At 73.3% G+C, this 17,203-nt stretch carries 16 protein-coding genes; 10 read left to right on the top strand and 6 right to left on the bottom strand.

The genetic code is table 11. The features are described 5' to 3' along the window. Window positions 1-20: 20 nt before the first annotated feature. Both ACI2LY_RS24085 and ACI2LY_RS24080 read right to left on the bottom strand, forming a co-directional pair. On the bottom strand, window positions 21-224 hold the full coding sequence (locus tag ACI2LY_RS24085) for a hypothetical protein (RefSeq protein WP_404708981.1): 204 nt from the start codon (window positions 222-224) through the stop codon (window positions 21-23). A gap of 163 nt (window positions 225-387) precedes the next feature. After that, window positions 388-1,176: a hypothetical protein gene (locus ACI2LY_RS24080; RefSeq protein WP_404708980.1), complete on the bottom strand. Its 789-nt coding sequence runs from the start codon at window positions 1,174-1,176 to the stop codon at window positions 388-390. Window positions 1,177-1,344: 168 nt separating this feature from the next. Here ACI2LY_RS24080 and ACI2LY_RS24075 point away from each other — a divergent pair, with 168 nt between their 5' ends. Both ACI2LY_RS24075 and ACI2LY_RS24070 read left to right on the top strand, forming a co-directional pair. Next, window positions 1,345-2,310 (top strand): nucleoside hydrolase, encoded by a 966-nt coding sequence (locus ACI2LY_RS24075; RefSeq protein WP_404708979.1) that lies wholly within the window; start codon window positions 1,345-1,347, stop codon window positions 2,308-2,310. A 67-nt stretch (window positions 2,311-2,377) separates the two neighbouring features. Then, window positions 2,378-4,024, top strand: coding sequence for a glycoside hydrolase family 13 protein (locus ACI2LY_RS24070; RefSeq protein WP_404708978.1), 1,647 nt, complete (start codon window positions 2,378-2,380; stop codon window positions 4,022-4,024). On the opposite strand, the gene ACI2LY_RS24065 is transcribed toward ACI2LY_RS24070, so the two are convergent. Beyond that, window positions 4,021-4,767, bottom strand: a complete 747-nt coding sequence (locus ACI2LY_RS24065; RefSeq protein ID WP_389003969.1) for a DUF4142 domain-containing protein — start codon at window positions 4,765-4,767, stop codon at window positions 4,021-4,023. The two genes, ACI2LY_RS24070 and ACI2LY_RS24065, sit on opposite strands and share 4 nt — an antisense overlap. A gap of 278 nt (window positions 4,768-5,045) precedes the next feature. On the opposite strand from ACI2LY_RS24065, the gene ACI2LY_RS24060 reads away from it, so the two are divergent. From ACI2LY_RS24060 to ACI2LY_RS24040, 5 genes are all read left to right on the top strand, one after another. Next, on the top strand, window positions 5,046-5,726 hold the full coding sequence (locus ACI2LY_RS24060) for a DUF6445 family protein (protein WP_404708977.1): 681 nt from the start codon (window positions 5,046-5,048) through the stop codon (window positions 5,724-5,726). A 132-nt stretch (window positions 5,727-5,858) separates the two neighbouring features. Then, a complete protein-coding gene (locus tag ACI2LY_RS24055; protein ID WP_389003973.1) occupies window positions 5,859-6,278 on the top strand; it encodes a hypothetical protein in 420 nt (139 codons plus the stop codon). Between the two features lie 139 nt (window positions 6,279-6,417). Beyond that, the gene (locus tag ACI2LY_RS24050) at window positions 6,418-7,071 is read left to right on the top strand and encodes a DUF4328 domain-containing protein (RefSeq protein WP_404708976.1); all 654 of its coding nucleotides are present in this window, start codon (window positions 6,418-6,420) and stop codon (window positions 7,069-7,071) included. Between the two features lie 135 nt (window positions 7,072-7,206). Further along, entirely contained in the window at window positions 7,207-8,214 is a 1,008-nt protein-coding gene (locus ACI2LY_RS24045; RefSeq protein WP_404708975.1) for an MIP/aquaporin family protein, read from the top strand. Window positions 8,215-8,479: 265 nt separating this feature from the next. After that, window positions 8,480-10,561 (top strand): ATP-binding protein, encoded by a 2,082-nt coding sequence (locus ACI2LY_RS24040; protein ID WP_404708974.1) that lies wholly within the window; start codon window positions 8,480-8,482, stop codon window positions 10,559-10,561. Window positions 10,562-10,580: 19 nt separating this feature from the next. On the opposite strand, the gene ACI2LY_RS24035 is transcribed toward ACI2LY_RS24040, so the two are convergent. Continuing rightward, entirely contained in the window at window positions 10,581-11,342 is a 762-nt protein-coding gene (locus ACI2LY_RS24035) for a glycosyltransferase (RefSeq protein WP_404708973.1), read from the bottom strand. 266 nt (window positions 11,343-11,608) lie between these two features. Here ACI2LY_RS24035 and ACI2LY_RS24030 point away from each other — a divergent pair, with 266 nt between their 5' ends. Then, window positions 11,609-13,543, top strand: coding sequence for a TerD family protein (locus ACI2LY_RS24030; RefSeq protein WP_404708972.1), 1,935 nt, complete (start codon window positions 11,609-11,611; stop codon window positions 13,541-13,543). A gap of 27 nt (window positions 13,544-13,570) precedes the next feature. Here ACI2LY_RS24030 and ACI2LY_RS24025 read toward each other — a convergent pair whose 3' ends face one another. Next, window positions 13,571-14,461: a LysR family transcriptional regulator gene (locus ACI2LY_RS24025; protein WP_404708971.1), complete on the bottom strand. Its 891-nt coding sequence runs from the start codon at window positions 14,459-14,461 to the stop codon at window positions 13,571-13,573. A 91-nt stretch (window positions 14,462-14,552) separates the two neighbouring features. On the opposite strand from ACI2LY_RS24025, the gene ACI2LY_RS24020 reads away from it, so the two are divergent. Then, window positions 14,553-15,419: a PhzF family phenazine biosynthesis isomerase gene (locus ACI2LY_RS24020; RefSeq protein ID WP_404708970.1), complete on the top strand. Its 867-nt coding sequence runs from the start codon at window positions 14,553-14,555 to the stop codon at window positions 15,417-15,419. Window positions 15,420-15,616: 197 nt separating this feature from the next. Continuing rightward, complete coding sequence (locus ACI2LY_RS24015; RefSeq protein ID WP_404708969.1) at window positions 15,617-16,687, top strand: LAETG motif-containing sortase-dependent surface protein; 1,071 nt, start codon at window positions 15,617-15,619, stop codon at window positions 16,685-16,687. Between the two features lie 73 nt (window positions 16,688-16,760). Here the strand turns inward: ACI2LY_RS24015 and ACI2LY_RS24010 are convergent, their stop codons facing one another. Beyond that, window positions 16,761-17,075 carry an SCO5918 family protein gene (locus tag ACI2LY_RS24010; RefSeq protein WP_404708968.1) on the bottom strand — a complete coding sequence of 105 codons (315 nt, stop codon included), beginning with the start codon at window positions 17,073-17,075 and terminating at the stop codon, window positions 16,761-16,763. Window positions 17,076-17,203 lie beyond the last annotated feature (128 nt).

Here is a 17,203-nt window from a genome sequence, read left to right as displayed (position 1 = left end):
GGTACCGGTGCGGTGCGGGTTCAGCGCTGGGCGTGCCGGGCGACCGGCTCCGGGGCGGCGTCCGAGGCGCGGGCGGGTCCCGCGTTGGCGGCGGTGACGAGGGCGGCGACGGCCACCACGGCCGCGGCGACGCCTCTGGCGAGCGGGGTGGCGGCCGCCGGGCGGAGCCGGTTGCGGGCGGGCGCGTGGGGGCGTGCGACGGGGGCGGGGGTTCGTCCTGGCACGGCGACCTCGCAACATCAGCGACGAGTCAAGCGGACTTGAGCCGCCGTTCAACCTAAGGCTGCGGGACCCGAACGACAAGAGGTACCAAGGGAGTTGGGGAGGCGCGGGGGTGCCGGAGCGGGGCGTGCCGGAGGTGGTCCCGGCCCCGGCGGGTCCGCCGTTCTAGACCTGCGCCCGCCCCTGCCGTCGTACGTCCGCCAGGCGCAGCGCGCCGATCTGGACCGCCGCCTGGGTCGCGTCGTTCGGGACGTCGCCCTGGCCGCCGTTGGTGAGGGCGAAGGCGTCCTCGCCGACCCGGACGGCGGCAAGCTCCAGGGTCAGGTCCTGCTCGTCGGCGTCGGGGTTCTCCGGGTCGGTGGCGGTGAGGGTGACGCGGAGGCCCTGGCGTTTGTCGCCGACCTCGGGGAGGGGGAGGTCGGAGACCTGGACGTCCTCGGTCCAGCCGGTCTGGGTGGTGGCGGTGAAGCGGGCGCACTTGGCCGGCATCTCGCTCAGCCACTTCAGGTCGGCGTCCACGTCGGAGGGGCGGCGGGCGCCGATCTGGTAGCGCAGCTGGGCCGCGGAGCCGGGGTCGTCCAGGGCGACGGCGACGCGGGCGGGGGCGCCGAGCACCTGGTCGGAGTAGAGCGCGTCCAGCAGCCGCTGGCAGTCCGCCACCTCGGACGTCGCCTTCAGCATGCCGTCCCGCCAGGTCGCGATCCCGCCCGCCGCCGCCCACGGCGAGCCGAGGTCGGACTCGGTGACCAGCGCCGCCTGCGCCTGCGCGTCGGTGAGCGCGGACCCCCCGGCGGCCGGGGCCTTGGCGCTGGGCGAGGGCTTCTCGACCGTCGGCAGGGAGTACGTCGCGGTCGGCGGATGCTCAAGACCGAGGGTCGCGCAGCCGCTCAGCGCGAGCAGTCCGCCTAGCGGCAGGAGCACACGGGCGCCGCGGGTACGTATGCCTCCGGTCATCGGGTGTGCCTCCTGGTCGGTCCGGCCGCTGCCTGCTCCTACGGCACCACCGGCGATCACGGGCCACCAGCGCTCCGGTCCGTTCGGGTGAGGGCATCAGGACCGGGGGCCGGACGCTCCCTTAGGGTCGAGGCGTCCGTACGCAGCGACGCCCGGCAGGAGGCCGCCGTGCAGCCCGTGGTGCCTGTGATCATCGACTGCGACACCGGCGTCGACGACGCCCTGGCCCTGCTCCTCGCCGTCCGCCACCCCGGACTCGACCTGCGCGCGGTGACCTGCGTGGCCGGGAACACCGATGTGGACGGCGTGGTCCGCAACACCCTCACCGTGCTGGAGCGGGCCGGTGCCCCCGACATCCCGGTGGCCCGCGGCGCCGAACGCCCGCTGCTGGAGCCCGCCCGCTCGGCCCGCCACGTCCACGGCAGCGACGGCATGGGCGACCTCGGCCTGCCCGCTCCCACCCGCGCCCCGGCCGCCCTGGACGCCGTCACCCTGCTGCACCGGGAGATCCTCGCCTCCCCGCGCCCGGTGACCCTGATCCCCACCGCGCCCCTGACCAACATCGCCCTGCTGCTGCGCACCCACCCGGAGGTGACGCGCAACATCGAGCGCATCGTGTTCATGGGCGGCGCGGTCGGCGTCGGCAACGCCACCCCGGTCGCGGAGTTCAACGTCTGGCACGACCCGGAGGCGGCCGCGATCCTGCTCACCGCGGACGTGCCGATCACGATGTACGGCCTGGACGTGTTCAGCCGGGTCGTCGTCCCCGGCACCGAGGTCCGCCGCCTGCGCGCCTCCACCGAGCCCGGCGCGAAGCTCGCCGGTGACCTGCTGTCCCACCGCCCCAGCGCCCCCGGCACCACCCCGGACGACGAGGAGGCGGGCGGTCTCGGTGACGCGGGCGCGGTCTGCGCGGTCGCCGACCCGGCCGGGCTCACCACCCGCCCGCTCCCGGTCGAGGTCAGCCTCGCCCCCGGCCCGGCCCGCGGCCAGACCATCGTGGACCTGCGCCACCGCCCCGGCGAGTCCGAGATCCACGAGGGCGCCCGCGCCCGCCCCCTGGTGGACGTGGCGCTCGATGTCGACGTGGCCCGGTATGTCGACCTGTACCTGAAGACGGTGGAGCGGGCCTGACCCGGGTTTCACGCGCCGGGCGGTCTGGACAGCCTTCTGCCGAGACCTCGATGTGAACGGAGCCCGCATGGCGGACCTCTCGTCCAGGAACCCCGACTGGTGGCGGCAGGCCGTCATCTACCAGGTCTATCCCCGCAGCTTCGCGGACGCCGACGGCGACGGCCTGGGCGACCTCGCGGGCGTCACCGCCCGCCTGGACCACCTGGCCACCCTCGGCGTCGACGCCCTGTGGCTCAGCCCCTTCTACCCCTCCGAACTGGCCGACGGCGGCTACGACGTCGCCGACCACCGGGGCGTCGACCCGCGCCTGGGCACCCTGGACGACTTCGACGCCCTGGTGGCGGAGGCCCACCGGCTGGGCCTGAAGGTCGTCGTCGACCTCGTCCCCAACCACACCTCGCACCGCCACCCCTGGTTCCAGCAGGCCCTGCTCTCCGCGCCCGGCTCGGCGGCCCGCGCCCGCTACGTCTTCCGCCCGGGAAGGGGTACGTACGGCGAACTCCCGCCCACCGACTGGCAGTCCGTGTTCGGCGGCAGCGCCTGGCGCCGCGTCCCGGACGGCGACTGGTATCTGCACCTGTTCGCCCCCGAGCAGCCCGACCTCGACTGGTCGCACCCCGAGGTCCGCGCGGACTTCCGCACCACCCTGCGCTTCTGGTCCGACCGGGGCGTGGACGGCTTCCGCGTGGACGTCGCCCACGGCCTGGCCAAGGACCTCACCGAACCCCTACGGGACGTCGGGGGCATCGGCGCCACCGGCGAGGAGGCGCTGCCCCTGCTCGCCCCCGGCAGCCACCCCTACTGGGACCGGGACGAGGTGCACGAGATCTACCGCGACTGGCGCACCCTGCTGGACACCTACGACCCGCCCCGCACCGCCGTCGCCGAAGCCTGGGTCCCGGACACCCGGCGCGCCCTGTACGCCCGCCCGGACGAACTCGGCCAGGCGTTCAACTTCGAATATCTGGAGACGGGTTGGGACGCGGACCGGCTGCGCCGCGCCATCACCGCCTCCCTCGCGGAGGCGCACACCGTCGGCGCCTCGGCCACCTGGGTGCTCTCCAACCACGACGTGGTCCGGCACGCCTCCCGGCTGGTCCTGCCGCCCGGCACCGACCTGGACGCCTGGCTGCGCTCGGGCGGCACCGACCCCGCGACCGACCCCGGTGCCGGACTGCGCCGGGCCCGCGCCGCGACCCTGCTGATGCTGGCGCTGCCCGGCTCGGCCTACCTCTACCAGGGCGAGGAACTGGGCCTGCCCGAGGTCGCCGACCTGCCCGCCGAGGCCCTGCGCGACCCGGTCTGGGAGCAGTCGGGGTACACCCGTAAGGGCCGGGACGGCAGCCGCGTACCCCTGCCGTGGACGAGTACCGGACCCTCGTACGGCTTCGGGCCGGGCCCGGCGTGGCTGCCGCAGCCGGAGTCGTTCGCCCAGTACGCCGTCGAGGCGCAGTCCGGTACCGAGGGCTCCACGCTGGAGCTGTACCGCACCGCGCTCCGGCTGCGCCGCAAGCTGCTCCAGGGCGAGGAGCTGACCTGGACGCCCGGATCACCGCCCGACGTCCTGGACTTCACCCGCGCCCCCGGCTGGCGCTGCCTGACCAACCTCACCACCGAGCCGGTCGCCCGCCCGGCGGGCGAACTCCTGCTGTCCAGCGTGCCGTTGGCCGAGCCGGACATCCTCCCGCCGGACACCACGGTCTGGCTGGGCTAGCCGATCGTCGGGCTGGGGTTCGGCTGGGCCGGGGCCGGGTCCTCGCGGGTGCTGTTCGCGCCCGGCTCGCCGGGGATGGCCAGCGGGGTCGAGGTGGCGTTCGGCGGCGGGGTGAGCACGACCTGCGGCTGGCCGGGGTCCGGCGCGGGCGGCGTCAGGTTGTCCGAGGGCAGCTTGGGCGGGGTGGTCTGGTTGAAGATGGTCTGGTCGAAGTCGACCAGGCCGGTCTTCTCCATCACCGTCATGTGGTCCAGCACGGTGTCGTTGGCCTGGTCGGCCAGCGAGCGGATCAGCGAGTTCTTGGTGGTGGACCGGATCTTCGCGATGGCGTTGAAGATCGAACCGTGCGTCATCCGCAGGATGTTGGCGAAGTCGGTGTCGAACGCCTTGCCGGTCTCGCCCTTCAACTGAACCACGAACCCCTCCTGCTGGGGGCTCGCCACGTTGGGGATCGTGATGTTCAGCATCGGCGCGATCTTGCGGCAGGACGCGTCCAGCGCCGCGTGCCCGTCGACCAGGTGCTTGCTGGCCTCCTTGACCCCCGGGGAGGCGCCCTTCTGGAGCCCGATCTGCCCGAGCGGGTACTCCCACAGCCCGGCCGCGCGCACCTTCACCACGAAGTCCCGGTCCTGCTCGGTGAGCGGACCCCACTGCGTGTTGGCGATGATGCGGGTCTGCGCGGTGGAGACGGTGTCCAGTCCGAGCATGCCCGGATAGGCCAGCGCCGCGAGGGTCAGTGCCATGGCACCGCCCACGAAGAGAGTTCCCGTCGCGTTCCGCGAAAAGCGCACTGTTCCTCCTGCCCGGTCGTGGTTCCGCCGACAGGCGGTTCAGACACACAGCAGTACGGGCGCGGAGACGTTTCGTCTCGACAGCCGAGGCAAATTTTCCGCGCCGGTTTCCCGAGCGTGCCGCGCGGGCGCCCTTGACCCGCGAACAACCAGTGTATGAGCGGACGTTGGCCAGAGGTTGACCGTCCTTCGGGCGAAGTGGCCCAGGTCACCGGCCTAGATTTCGCCGCATGCCCCCACAGCCGAGACCGCCCGCGGCCCTCCCCGTGCTTCCCTACCGCAAGCCCACCGAGGGCCGTGACTACTGGGTCCTGGACGACGCCCTGCCCGACGCCGACGCGGTGCGCGAGCGGTGCCTCGCCAAGGAGGACTGGGCCGAGGGGTACCCGTACACCTCGGAGACCTGGCCCGGACTGCGGGCGATGCCCGGCCTCGAACCAGGTGAACTGGCGCGTGTGGAAAGGCTGGTGAAGAAGGCGACCGGCGCGCGGGAGCTGTGGGTGCAGCGGGCGCCCGGCGGCGGCACCCTCAACCACAACTGCGTCCAGGTCGTCGGCGAGGGCGAGAGCGAGCCCCGCCCGCACACCGACTCGCGCGCGCTGTGCCGGTACGCGGCCGTGCTCTACCTCAACCCCGCCGTGCCGAAGTCCTGCGGCACCAGCTTCTACCGCCAGGCGCTGCCCGGCGGACGGCTCGGCGGCAATGTCGTCCAGGCCCCGCACACCAACCTGGTCGACGCCCTCGGCACCCGCTTCGTCGCCCCCGACGCCTTCGAGGAGGACGTCCGTGTCCCGCACCGCGCCAACCGGCTGCTGCTCTACCAGGCCAACCTGGTGCACAGCGCGACCGCGTACACCGGCCGCACGCTGGCGGAGAAGCGGATGACGGCGGTGTTCTTCTGGATGGCGTGAGGCCCCCCGGACCGCGCCGGGGCGTCACCCGTTCGGCCTAGCACCCGTGGTCGCCGGGCGCCGCTCACCGGATCGTCGTACCTACGACCCCACCAGGGGTTCACGGGGGACGAGACGTCGGAGGTAACGGCCATGACCCAGCAGACGCAGTCGGCGCGCGCCCCACACAGCGGGCTGGCCGAGGGAGGCGCGGTCTTCGCGGGTGTGCTGATGCTGGTGAACGGCATCCTCCACATCTTCCAGGGCATCTCGGCGATCGCCGCGGACGACGTGTACGCCCGGATCAACGCCTACGTCTACAAGATCAACCTGACCGGCTGGGGCTGGATTCTGCTGGTGGCCGGTGTGATCGTGGTGGCGACCGGGGCCGGGGTGCTGATGGGAGCGGCCTGGGCGCGGGTGGTCGGCATCGTGATCACCTCGCTGGGCCTGATCCTCCAGTTCCTGTTCCTGCCCTACGCCCCGATCTGGTCGCTGATCCTGATCGCGATCGACTTCTTCATCATCTGGGCGCTGGCGACCTGGCACCCGGAGGGCCGTACGGCCTTCTGACCGCCGCCTCCCCGAACGGGCCGGTGCCGCGACGCTCTCCCGCGCGGCACCGGCCTCCTGTCCGGGTCCCCTGGCCTTCTCTGGCTCGACAGCCCCTGGTGTCCGGCCAGTTGGCCGGGCGAGGATGGGGTCCGTGACCATGGACGACGTTCTCGAGACTCCTCCCGCGCCCCCCGACCCGCGGGCCTCGGACGCCCTCGCCCGGCTGGCCTCCGGCGCCCTGCTGCTGACCGGGGCGGGCTGGCTGGCGCGGGCGGTGTGGGAGGTGCGGCTGTACAGCGCGGGCGAGCCCGCCTCCGGGGTCCCGGACCAGGGCGGCGGGGTGCACCGCCCGCTCAACGCCCTGGAGAACTCGTACCACCTGGTGAGCGCGGCCGGTTCCGTGCTCACCCTGCTGTGCGCGGCGGCCTTCCTGATGTGGCTGGGGCGGGTCCGGGACAACGCCCGCGCGCTGTCGGGACGCCCGCCGAAGTACGCGGGGATCTGGGTGTACCTGGGCTGGGTGGTGCCGGTGGTGAACCTCTGGTTCCCGCGCGGCATCGTGGCCGACGCCTACCGGGCGAGCGCTCCGGAGCAGCGGCTGCCGTTCGTGGTCAACGTGTGGTGGGGGCTGTGGCTGGCCGGTCTGCTCGGCGGTGTCCTCCAGCAGGGGAACACCGACTCCGTCATCGCCCGCGCCTACTCCGGGATCGGCCCGCTGCTGGCGGCCGACCTGGCCGTGGCGGGCGCGGCCGTGGCGGGGGCGCTGATGGTGCGTACGGTGACGGCGGCTCAGACGGCACGCCTCGCGTAAGGCTGACGGCCAGGAGGACTTCGGCGGCCCCTGGGAAGAACCCTTAGGCCAGACGGGTTTCCCGCCCTGCGGGCCGGGGTGGGGTGGGTGAGTATGAGGATGTTTGCCCTACCCCTCCTCTGCTAGGGGGCCTCCATGGCTGCTCTCGACATTCCCCCGCTCATCAAACCGTCCCGGCTCCGGCACCGGGGCGGTCTGGCGGGCGAGCTCATGGCGGAGTTCATCGGGACCTTCGTCCTCATCTCCTTCGGCTGCGGCGTGGTCGCCATGGCGGTCGCCGCGCTGCCGGGCTCCGGCCGCGCCGCCACCACCACGACGATCTTCCTCGCCGCCGGTGACTGGCTGCTGGTCGCCTGGGGCTGGGCGCTGGCCGTGACCTTCGGCGTGTACGTCGCCGGTGGCGTCAGCGGCGCCCACCTCAACCCGGCGGTCACCCTCGCCGTGGCCGTCCGCCGGGGCTTCCCCTGGCTGAAGGTGCTGCCGTACTGGTTCGCCCAGGTCGCGGGCGCCTTCGCGGGGGCGGCGCTGGTGTACCTCGTCTACCACAACGCGATCGACGCCTTCGACACCGCGGTGCCGGGACCCAAGACCGACGGCCACACCCTGGCCTCGTTCTCCATCTTCGCCACCTTCCCGGCGCCCTACTTCCACGGCGGCATCTGGGGTCCGCTGATCGACCAGATCGTCGGCGCGGGCTTCCTGGTGATGTTCGTGGTCGCCATCCTGGACCTGCGCAACCAGGCGGTGAAGGCGAACCTGGCCCCGCTGATGGTCGGCTTCGCGGTCGCCGCGATCGGCATGTCCTACGGCGCCAACGCGGGCTACGCCATCAACCCGGCCCGCGACTTCGGCCCCCGGCTGTTCACCTGGGCGGCGGGCTGGGGGAGCCTCGCCTTCCCGGGCAGCGTGCCGGGCCAGTTCAGCGGCTACTGGTGGATTCCCATCGTCGGCCCGCTGATCGGCGGCCTGGTCGGCATCTTCCTCTACGACCTCTTCGTCGGCGACGTCCTCTACCTCCGCAGCCACCTCGGCGAACTCCCCGAGCCCGGCCGCACCCGCCCGACCCGGACCATCGACCGGGGCGACGAGACGGGCCGCGGCGGCGACAAGCGGAAGGGGCCGGACGAGGACGACGAGTATTAGGTCCTCCCGGCAGGCAGGCAGGCAGGCAGGCTCCGGCGGACGGGCGGCCCGGATTCCGGGCCGCCCATCGCTATGTGCACCTGTGTACGAGGGTTCAGTGCGGCGTGTGATCCCTGGCCCGCGTCCGCACCCGAGGTCGCGGGCGGCCGTTGGACCTGTCGTGAAGGCGGTGCGGTGCAGGAACGATTTATCTGCGCGTCGCGCCTCCTCTCTGAGCGTGCGGCCACGGGGTGCCGCACCGCCGCGAGCTCTGGAGCGCAGAACAGTGTGGGCATACGCCGAGGACGCCGAGTGGGCGTCCGCAGCGGGGCGTTGTGGGCCGGACGGGCTGATCGGCCGGGACGCGGAGACGACGGATCTCCGGGCGGGCCTGGCCCGGAACCGGCTGGTCACGGTGACGGGGGCGGCGGGGGTGGGCAAGAGCGCGCTGGCGGCCGCCGCCGTGGGAGGAGCGGGGGAGGCCGGGCCCTGGGCGCGGGTGATCTATGTGCGGTGCCCGGGCGGCGGGGGACCCGTCGCGGCGGGAGCGCTCGCGGCCCGGCTGGCGGAAGTGGTGCTGGGGCCCCGGGACGCGGCCGGGCGGCGGACGGTCGGCGCGGGGGCCGTACCGGACGCGCGCCCGTCGGCCCGTACGTCCGGCGCCCGTACGAAAGCCCGGCCCGCCTTCACCGACCTGGTCTCGGCGCTGCGAACAACCGGGCGTGTGCTTCTCCTCCTCGACGACGCCGACGCGGTGCGCACCGAGTGCGCTGGGCTGGTGCAGCGGCTGCTGATGGACGTGCCCGGGGTGCGGGTGCTGGTGACCTGCCGCCAGGCGCTCGGGCTCGGTGAGGAACGGGTGCTGCGGCTGGCCCCGCTGGCGGCGGAGGCCGCTGTGGAGCTGTTCCTCGCGCGGGCCCGTGCCACCGCCCCCGGCTTCCGGGCGGAGGGCGCGGAGGCGGCTGCCGTGGACCGGATCTGCCGGGTGCTGGAGGGCGTACCGCTCGCCGTGGAGCTGGCGGCCGGGCAGCTGGACCGGGAGCCGTCCGCGTGGGCGCTGGCCGACCGGCTGGAGCGGGACCAGTGCTGGCTGGCCGCGCCCGGACCGGCGCTGCACCGGCACCGTTCGCTGCGCTCGGCGGTCGGGTCGGCGTATCTGCTGTGCGACCGGCCGGAGCGCGCGGTGTGGAGCCGGAGCAGCGTCTTCCGGGGGGCGTTCACCGAGCCGACGGCGGCCTACCTCTGCGCGGGCGCGGGTGTCGCCCCGCACCAGGTCTCCGCCTGCCTCGCCCGGCTGGCCGCCGCCGGGGTGCTGGAGACGCTGGACGAACCGGGGGGCCTGCGCCCGCCCCGCTACCGCATGACCCGCGCCGCCCGCGACTTCGGCACCGAACGGCTGCACGCGGCAGGGGAGTTCACCGTGGCGGTGGAACGCCATGTGCTGCACCACCGCCGCCTCGCGGAGGTCGCCGAGCACCTCTGGTACGCCGGTGAGCAACGCCAGGCGGCCCGGCTGGTCCGGGACAACGCGGCCGACCTGACCGCGCTGGTGGAGTACGCGGCCCGTCCCGACGCCCCGGCCGCGCAGGTGAAGGCGGCGCTGGCCACGGTGGCCGACCTGTGGTTCTGGTGGACGGCGCACGACCACGGCGAGGAGGGCCGCGCCCATCTGGCCCGCCTGCTGCCCCGCCACGAGACCGACGACCACCTCGCCGCCCGCGCCCGCTGGCTCGCCGCCTGGCTGAACGCCCCCGGCGACCCGGCCACCGCCCGCGCCCAGCTCGGCCAGGTCTGGACGGCTGCGGTGCTCGCCGGGGACGACGCGCTGATCGGCCGGGTCGCCCATGTCCAGGGCGTGCTGGCGTGGGAGCGCGGGGACGCCCGTACCGCCGCCGACTGCTTCCGGCAGGCCGCCGACACCGTCCCGGCGTTCGCTCCCGGCGGGCCCGCCCCGGCCGTGAGCCTGGCCGCCCTGGCCGTGGCCCAGGCCCGCACCTCCCCCGGCGCGGCGGGCCGCAGCGCCCGCCGGGCACTGTCCTCCCCCGGCGTACGCGACGACGCGTGGGCGACGGCCCTCGCCCGCTACGCCCGCGCCTACACCGACCACCACCAGGGCCACACGTCCCGTGCCTGGCACCGCGCCCACCGCGCCCTGGCCACCCTGGACACCCGCACCCCCCTGCCGGGCACCCCCGACTCCCCCGACCTCCCCGCCGTACGCGCTTCCCTGCGCCGCCTGTTGGCCGACATCGAGTCCCCCCGCACCCCCCGAGCGGCCCGCCCCACGGTCCCGGCACCGCGAACGGACACGCCCGCGGCGAGCAGGACGTCGAGCCGGGCTGAACGGCGGTTGCGTGGTTTCACGTGAAACACACAGCGAACCGGGGTCAGTCCTTGAGGGCCGTCGGCCGCCAGCGCCAGCCCGCCGTGTGCAGGGCCTCCGCCCGCTGGACGGCGATCTGCACGCGCAGCCGGGACTCCGCCCGGTCGCGGAAGGCTTCGGACGCGGTGTGCTGGGTGGGGTGCTTGCGATAGAGCGTGCCGGGTTCTTCCTGCATCCAGCCGGGGCTGACCGCCTCGCAGCTCAGCAGGAGGGCGCCGTCCTCGAACGCGGGCAGGGCGGGCCAGCCGCCCAGCAGGCGGACCAGTTCGGTGTGCACGGTCTGCGTGGTGCCCACCACCGGCATGGCACCGCGCGCGGCCCCCTCCAGCAGGGTCCGGGCGGGCAGCGGTCCGGGGGCGGGGTCGTAGGGGCCGGGTTCGAGACGGCCGTCGGGGTGCAGGTCGAGACAGGGGGCGACGGTCCAGGCGTAGCCGGGGTGGGCGGACAGCACCTCGATGTCCCGGGCGAGGGTGTCGGCGTCGGGAAGCAGGTCGTCCGCGTCGACACAGCGCAGCAGGGCGCCGGTGACGCGAGCCAGACCCAGGGTGCGGGCACGGGCGGCTCCGCCATGGCGTCCGGTTCCGGTGGAGATCCAGGGCTCGTCCGGCAGTTGGGCCGCGGGACGCCCCGTGCCCCCGTCCTCCTGCACCACCCACTGAAGCCGCCACCCACCCGGCAGCCGCTGCGCCCGCAACGAGTCGCACAACTCCCGCAGATAGCCATGCCCACCGTTGTGAACGGGCGTCAGGACACTGAGCGTAGGCATACGGAACGCGCCCCCCTTCGACAAGCCGAGGCCCTGGCCCCGAAGTTTTCAACCCTAACGGGCGTCCGGCCACCCGGGCCGACTCTGTAAAAGGCTCCCCAAACCGCATTCCCCCGCGGCACTTCTTCCGTCCGGACGGGCGCGGTTATGCCTGGTGCGTATTAACGTTCTTGGGCACTGAGTGCGCGACGCGTCGCACGGAGTCATCGGCGCAGGTCGATCCCGGGGGGAGGCGCGTCCGCAGGGCACTACTTGGGGGGTACGTCATGCAGGAGTTGGCCAAGGGAGCCAACGCGGCACTGGCGGCGCTGAGCGAGAGCGTCGATTCCGTGATGGTCGGCCTGAATTGGTCGAGCCCCACGGGCGAGGGCGACGCGGACGTCTCCGTACTGCTGCTGAATTCCGACGGCAAGGTACGCAGCGACGCCGACTTCTACTTCTACAACAACCCGGTCGCGCCGGATGGCAGCGTGCAGTTGCTCGGTAAGACGCCCACGGGGGACGGGAGTCAGGACCGCATCGGCTTCGACCTGACCGCGATCCCGGACGAGGTCGCGCGGATCGTGGTGGCGGCGAGCCGGTACGAGGGGGCGCACTTCGGGGAGCTGGAGAACCTGCGCCTGACGCTGGCGGACGGCTCCGGGACGGACCTGGTCGGCTTCACGATCACCGACACGGGCCCGATGAGCGCGTTCATCTTCGGCGAGCTGTACCGCCGGGACGGGGCGTGGAAGTTCCGTGCGGTGGGCCAGGGTTACTACTCCGGCCTGGCGGGACTGGCCACCGACTTCGGCGTGGACATCGACGACGACGCGGGCGAGGAGGAGGCACCGGCGCCGGTCGAGCGGACGCCGGAGGAGCCCGTACGGGCGCAGGTCCCCGCACCCCGCCCCGCCGAGACCGCGAAGGCACCCGCCCGCCCCCGTACCGCCAAGAAGAAGGTCACCCTGCCGAAGGGGCCCCGGCGGACGCTGGCGGAGAACGACTCCTGGCGTGAGGCGCGGCTGTTCCCCGTGTCCGCCCTCAAGAGCGACCGCGACCGGGAGGCGCGGGCCACCTCGGTGCTGCTGTCGGTGATGGCGCAGGTCCCGGAGTTCGGGCGGCGGCTCACCGCGGCGTTCGGCGCCCCGGCCGGGCGCATGGAGACGTTCACCGAGGTCACGCTGCCGCACAGCGACTCCCCGCGCCGTCCGGACGGGGTGATCCGGGTCGAGCGGGCGGGCAAGCTGTGGACGGCCCTGGTCGAGACGAAGACCAACGGCAACGTCCTCAGGAGCGACCAGGTCCAGACGTACATGGACATCGCCGCGCGCCGGGGATACGAGGCCGTCATCACGCTGACCAACGACGTCGAGCTGGAGGGCCGCCCGCTGGTCGACGTCAAGATCGACGGCAGGCGCAAGCACAAGGTGGCGCTCCGGCACCTGTCCTGGGCCGAGGTGGCGCACCAGGCGCAGATGCTGATCCAGCACGAGGGTGTGAACGATGCCGCGCACGCCTGGCTGCTCCGCGAACTGCTGCACTACCTCCAGCACGAGAACTCCGGCTGCCACGGCTTCCAGAACATGGGCGCGGCGTGGGTCCCGGTACGCAACGGCATCGACGACGAGACCCTCTGCCAGGGCGACCCGCGTGCGCTGGAGGTGGTGGAGAGCTGGGAGCGCCTGGTCCGCCAGGTCTGCCTGCGCCTGGGCGGCGAACTCGGCCACAAGGTGCTGCCCGTCCAGCGTTCCCGGCGCGGCACCGACCCGGCAGCCCGCCGCGCCCTCCTCGCCGACCAGCTCTGCCACGACGGCCGTCTCGGTGCCGAGCTGCGCATCGAGGGCACGCCCGGGGTGCTGGCCCTCACCGCCGACCTGCGCACCGGTCGGCTCCGGACCTCGATCGAGATCCCCGCGCCCACCCAGGGCTACCCCCTGGCCGCGGCGAAGCGCCTCGTCCGCCGTCTCGCCGAGGCCCCGGCCGACCTCCACGTGGAAACCCTGGTGGAAGGCGGCGGCGGCCCCCGGGGCACCCTGGAACGCCTCCGCCCCGAGCCGGGCGACATGCTCCCGAAGTCCGGCACCCCGGTCACCGGCTTCCGCCTCTCCCTCCTCAAAACCATGGGCAGCACCCGGGGCAACGCCCAGTCCAGCTTCATCCGCAGCGTGGACGAGGCGGTGCATCGGTTCCACCGGTCGGTGGTGGCGTGTCTGGAGTGAGGCCGACGGCGGTGGTGGCGGGGCGGGTCACGCCGTACTGAAGTGCCGTACGACCTCCCCCACCACCGCCCGGGCCGCCCGTGTCGGGTGGCGGCGGCTGTGGTGGGCGAGGTGGATGGGGACGTCGGGGAGGGCGGGGCCCGCGACGCGGGTGAGGCGGCCCTCGCGGAGGGCCTCCGCGACGTTGGCGTGCGGGAGGACCGTCAGGCCGAGGCCGGCCGTCACGCAGGAGCGGGCCGCCTCGATGCTGCCGAAGCGGGTCATGCGGGGGTGGGCGCCGGGGACCGCCTGGAGTTGTCCGGCGAGCCAGTCGCTGTAGGAGCAGCCCTGTTCATGGAGGAAGAAGTCCTCCTGGGCCAGTTCCCGCCAGGTCGCGGGACGGTCGCGGTCCGCGAGGCGGTGCCCGGGCGCGCACAGCAGGTCCAGCGGCTGGGCGGCGATGTACTCGGCGGTGATGTCCGCGTGGTCCACGCACTCCTCCAGCAGCAGCGCGAGGTCCAGTTCGCCGGACCGCAGCCCGGTCAGCGCGGCGGACGTGCCGCGTGGCTCCAGCTGGACCTCCACCTGGGGGTGGAGGTCACGCAACGCGGCGATCACACGCGGCAGATGGGCCGAGCACAGGGTCTCGCCCGCGCCCACCACCACCGTCCCGCTGACCGGCCCGTCCTCGGCGGCGGCCGCGAACAGCCGTGACTCCGCCTCCAGCACCTCTTCGGCCACTGCGAGCAGCCGCCGCCCGTCCTCGGTGAGCGGCGCCCCTCTGGCCAGCCGGTCGAAGAGCCGGGTACCGAGCGCCTTCTCCAGGGCCTTGATCTGCACGGTCACCGTGGACTGCGCGAGTCGCAGCTCGGCCGCGGCGGCGGTGAAGCTGCCCGTTCTGGCCAGCGTGGCGAAGGTCTGGAGCAGCCGGGTTTCCATGGCGGAAGGGTAGCCAGCCATCGAAGATGCCGATGGCTCGTATGAAAAACAATCGTTGGTATTGATGTCGTGGGGCCGCCAGCATGGAGGCATGGCTCACTCCACGGCTACCGATGTCCTGCGCTACGCGGCGTTCACCCCCGACCCCCAGGGAGGCAACCCCGCCGGGGTCGTCCTCGACGCGACCGGCCTCGACGAGCGGGAGATGCTCGCGCTCGCCGCCGAGGTCGGCTACCCCGAGACGGCCTTCCTCACCGAACGGGACACGGACCGCCGCCGTTACACCGTGCGCTACTTCAGCCCCCTCGCCGAGGTCGCCTTCTGCGGGCATGCCACGGTCGCCACCGCGGTGGCCCTCGCCGAACGCGTCGGCCCCGGTGAACTCCTCTTCGACACCCCGGCGGGGGAGATCAGGGTGGAGACGGTGGCCGACCGGGACGGCACCGTACGGGCGACCCTCACCAGCGTCCCCACCCGCTCCCGCCCGGCCGACGCCGCCGAGCTGGACGCCGCGCTTGCCGCCCTGCGCTGGGACGCCGCCGACCTGGACCCGGCCCTGCCGCCCCACGTGGCCTTCGCGGGCAACGACCACCTGATCCTCGCCGCCGCGTCCCGCGCCCGACTGGCCGACCTGGCCTACGACTTCGACGCCCTCACCGCCGTCATGCGCACCCACGGGTGGACCACCGTCCACCTCGTCTGGCGGGAGAACGACGGCAGTTACCACGCCCGCGACCCCTTCCCCGTCGGCGGTGTCGTCGAGGACCCGGCCACCGGCGCGGCAGCGGCGGCGTTCGGCGGCTACCTGCGCACGCTCGGCCTGGTGACCGCCCCGAGCACGATCACCATCCGCCAGGGCGAGGACATGGGCCGCCCGAGCGACCTCACCATCGAGGTGGACCCGTACGAGACTCCCGTAAGGGTGACGGGGCGGGCCGTACCGATCCCCGCGCCCTGAGGCGGCTCGGCGCCCGAGGTGACATCCGTCTCTCGGGCCCCACCCGTATCGCCCCGAAATGATCAGTAATGCCCAATCTATAAGGGGAACCGGAGCAGTTCCCGTAGAGATATCGAAACTTTTTGGGCAACCCTTCTCCCCGGTTGTGAGTCAGCTATGCGCCAACGTTGATCCTTCCTGCTGCCCAGAGGTTCGTAATGAAGCTGCGTCGTTCCCTGGCCCTCGCTGCCGCGACGGCCGTCCTGTCTCCGGTCGTCCTGATGACGGCCTCGGTCGCGCAGGCGGCGGACAACGAGACCAAGCCGGCCACCACCGAGTCGGCCACGACGGGTGAGACGAGCAAGGAGACGGAGCCCGCGGGCAACGTCACCACCACCCCGGCCACCGAGGTCACCACCTCGCCCGCCACGGACACCACCTCGACCCCGCCCGCCGACGCCACCTCGGCCGCGCCCGCCAAGGACTCCGCCTCTTCCTCGGCCTCCACCTCCGCGTCGACCAGCGCGTCCTCCTCGGCGTCCGCGTCGGCCTCCGCGTCGAAGAACCCGGAGGACTGCCTGACCGACGACGTCCAGAACTTCGACGAGAACCTCAGCACCACGCTCTCCGGGCTGCCGTCGAAGATCGTCGCGGGCAGCGGCTACCACGCCTTCAAGCTGAACGTGAAGAACTCGGGCAGCCACTCCTACAAGCGCGTCGACCTCGGCGTCTTCGCCGCGGCGATCAGCGCCGACGACGACGACTTCTCCGACCCGGTCAACCACCTCACCCTCCAGTACCAGGACCCGTCCACCGGCAAGTGGAACGACATCTCCGTGGACCTGGACGACGACGCCGCCGGTTACCTCGGCTACACCGACGTGAAGGCGAAGGAGTCGTTCTCCATCGACCTGCGCGTGGCCGTCGACAAGAAGGCCCCCGCGGGCTTCGGGTTCGCCGTCAGCACCGGCATGTACCTGGACGACAAGGGCAACTGCGTCGCCGCCCCGGACGAGAGCTTCTACCAGTTCGACGTCCTCGCCGCGGGCACCTCCGCCGGTCCCGTCGACGACTCGACCCCCAAGCCGCAGGGCGGCCGCAAGCCGCTGCCCACCACCAAGCCCGCCGGTAACACCGAGATCGTCCCCCAGGGTCACCTCGCCGAGACCGGTTCCAGCTCGGCCCTCCCGGCCATCGCCCTCGCGGGCGGCGCGGCCGTCGCGCTCGGCCTCGGCGCGATGTTCGTCGTCCGTCGGCGCCGCAACGAGGGCGGGAACGTCGCGGTCTGACAAGGACCCCCGCATCACACGGAGCAGGCCCGGACGATCCCGTCCGGGCCTGCTCCGTACGTTCCGCCCGCCCTCAGAGGCCAGGCCCCCCGAGCAGGTCCGAGGCGGCCTGGATCGGGTCGGTGGCAGCCGCGGGCGCGGGCGGCGCGGCCTCGGCCGGGGTGTGGCAGGTGAAGCCGAGGCGGGCCATGGCGCGGCTGACCTCGCCGCCGCTGAAGTCACGGCGGTCCTGCCGGGTGATGACCTCGCCGACCTGCTTGACGGGGTAGCGGCGGCGCCCGATCGTCACCGAGTCACCGGTGATGGCCTCGGGCGCGATGCCCGCCATCGAGGCGATCACCCCGTCCTTGGTGAGTTCGAACGGATACCGGGCGATGACACAGCGCATGTTGCCTCACAGAAGGAAGAAAAAGGGGCAAAGCCGGGGCGAGTCGGACGGGACGAGGGCGCACTCGTCGCCACCCTCGCACACGACCGGGTACCTCCGCCCGAACCGGTGCCGAAGCGGACGACGCC

The sequence above is a fragment of the Streptomyces sp. NPDC002176 genome (genome assembly GCF_044903645.1).
Taxonomy (GTDB): domain Bacteria; phylum Actinomycetota; class Actinomycetes; order Streptomycetales; family Streptomycetaceae; genus Streptomyces.
Note: the sequence above shows the minus strand (reverse complement) of the source record. Positions and strands in the feature narration are given on the sequence as shown.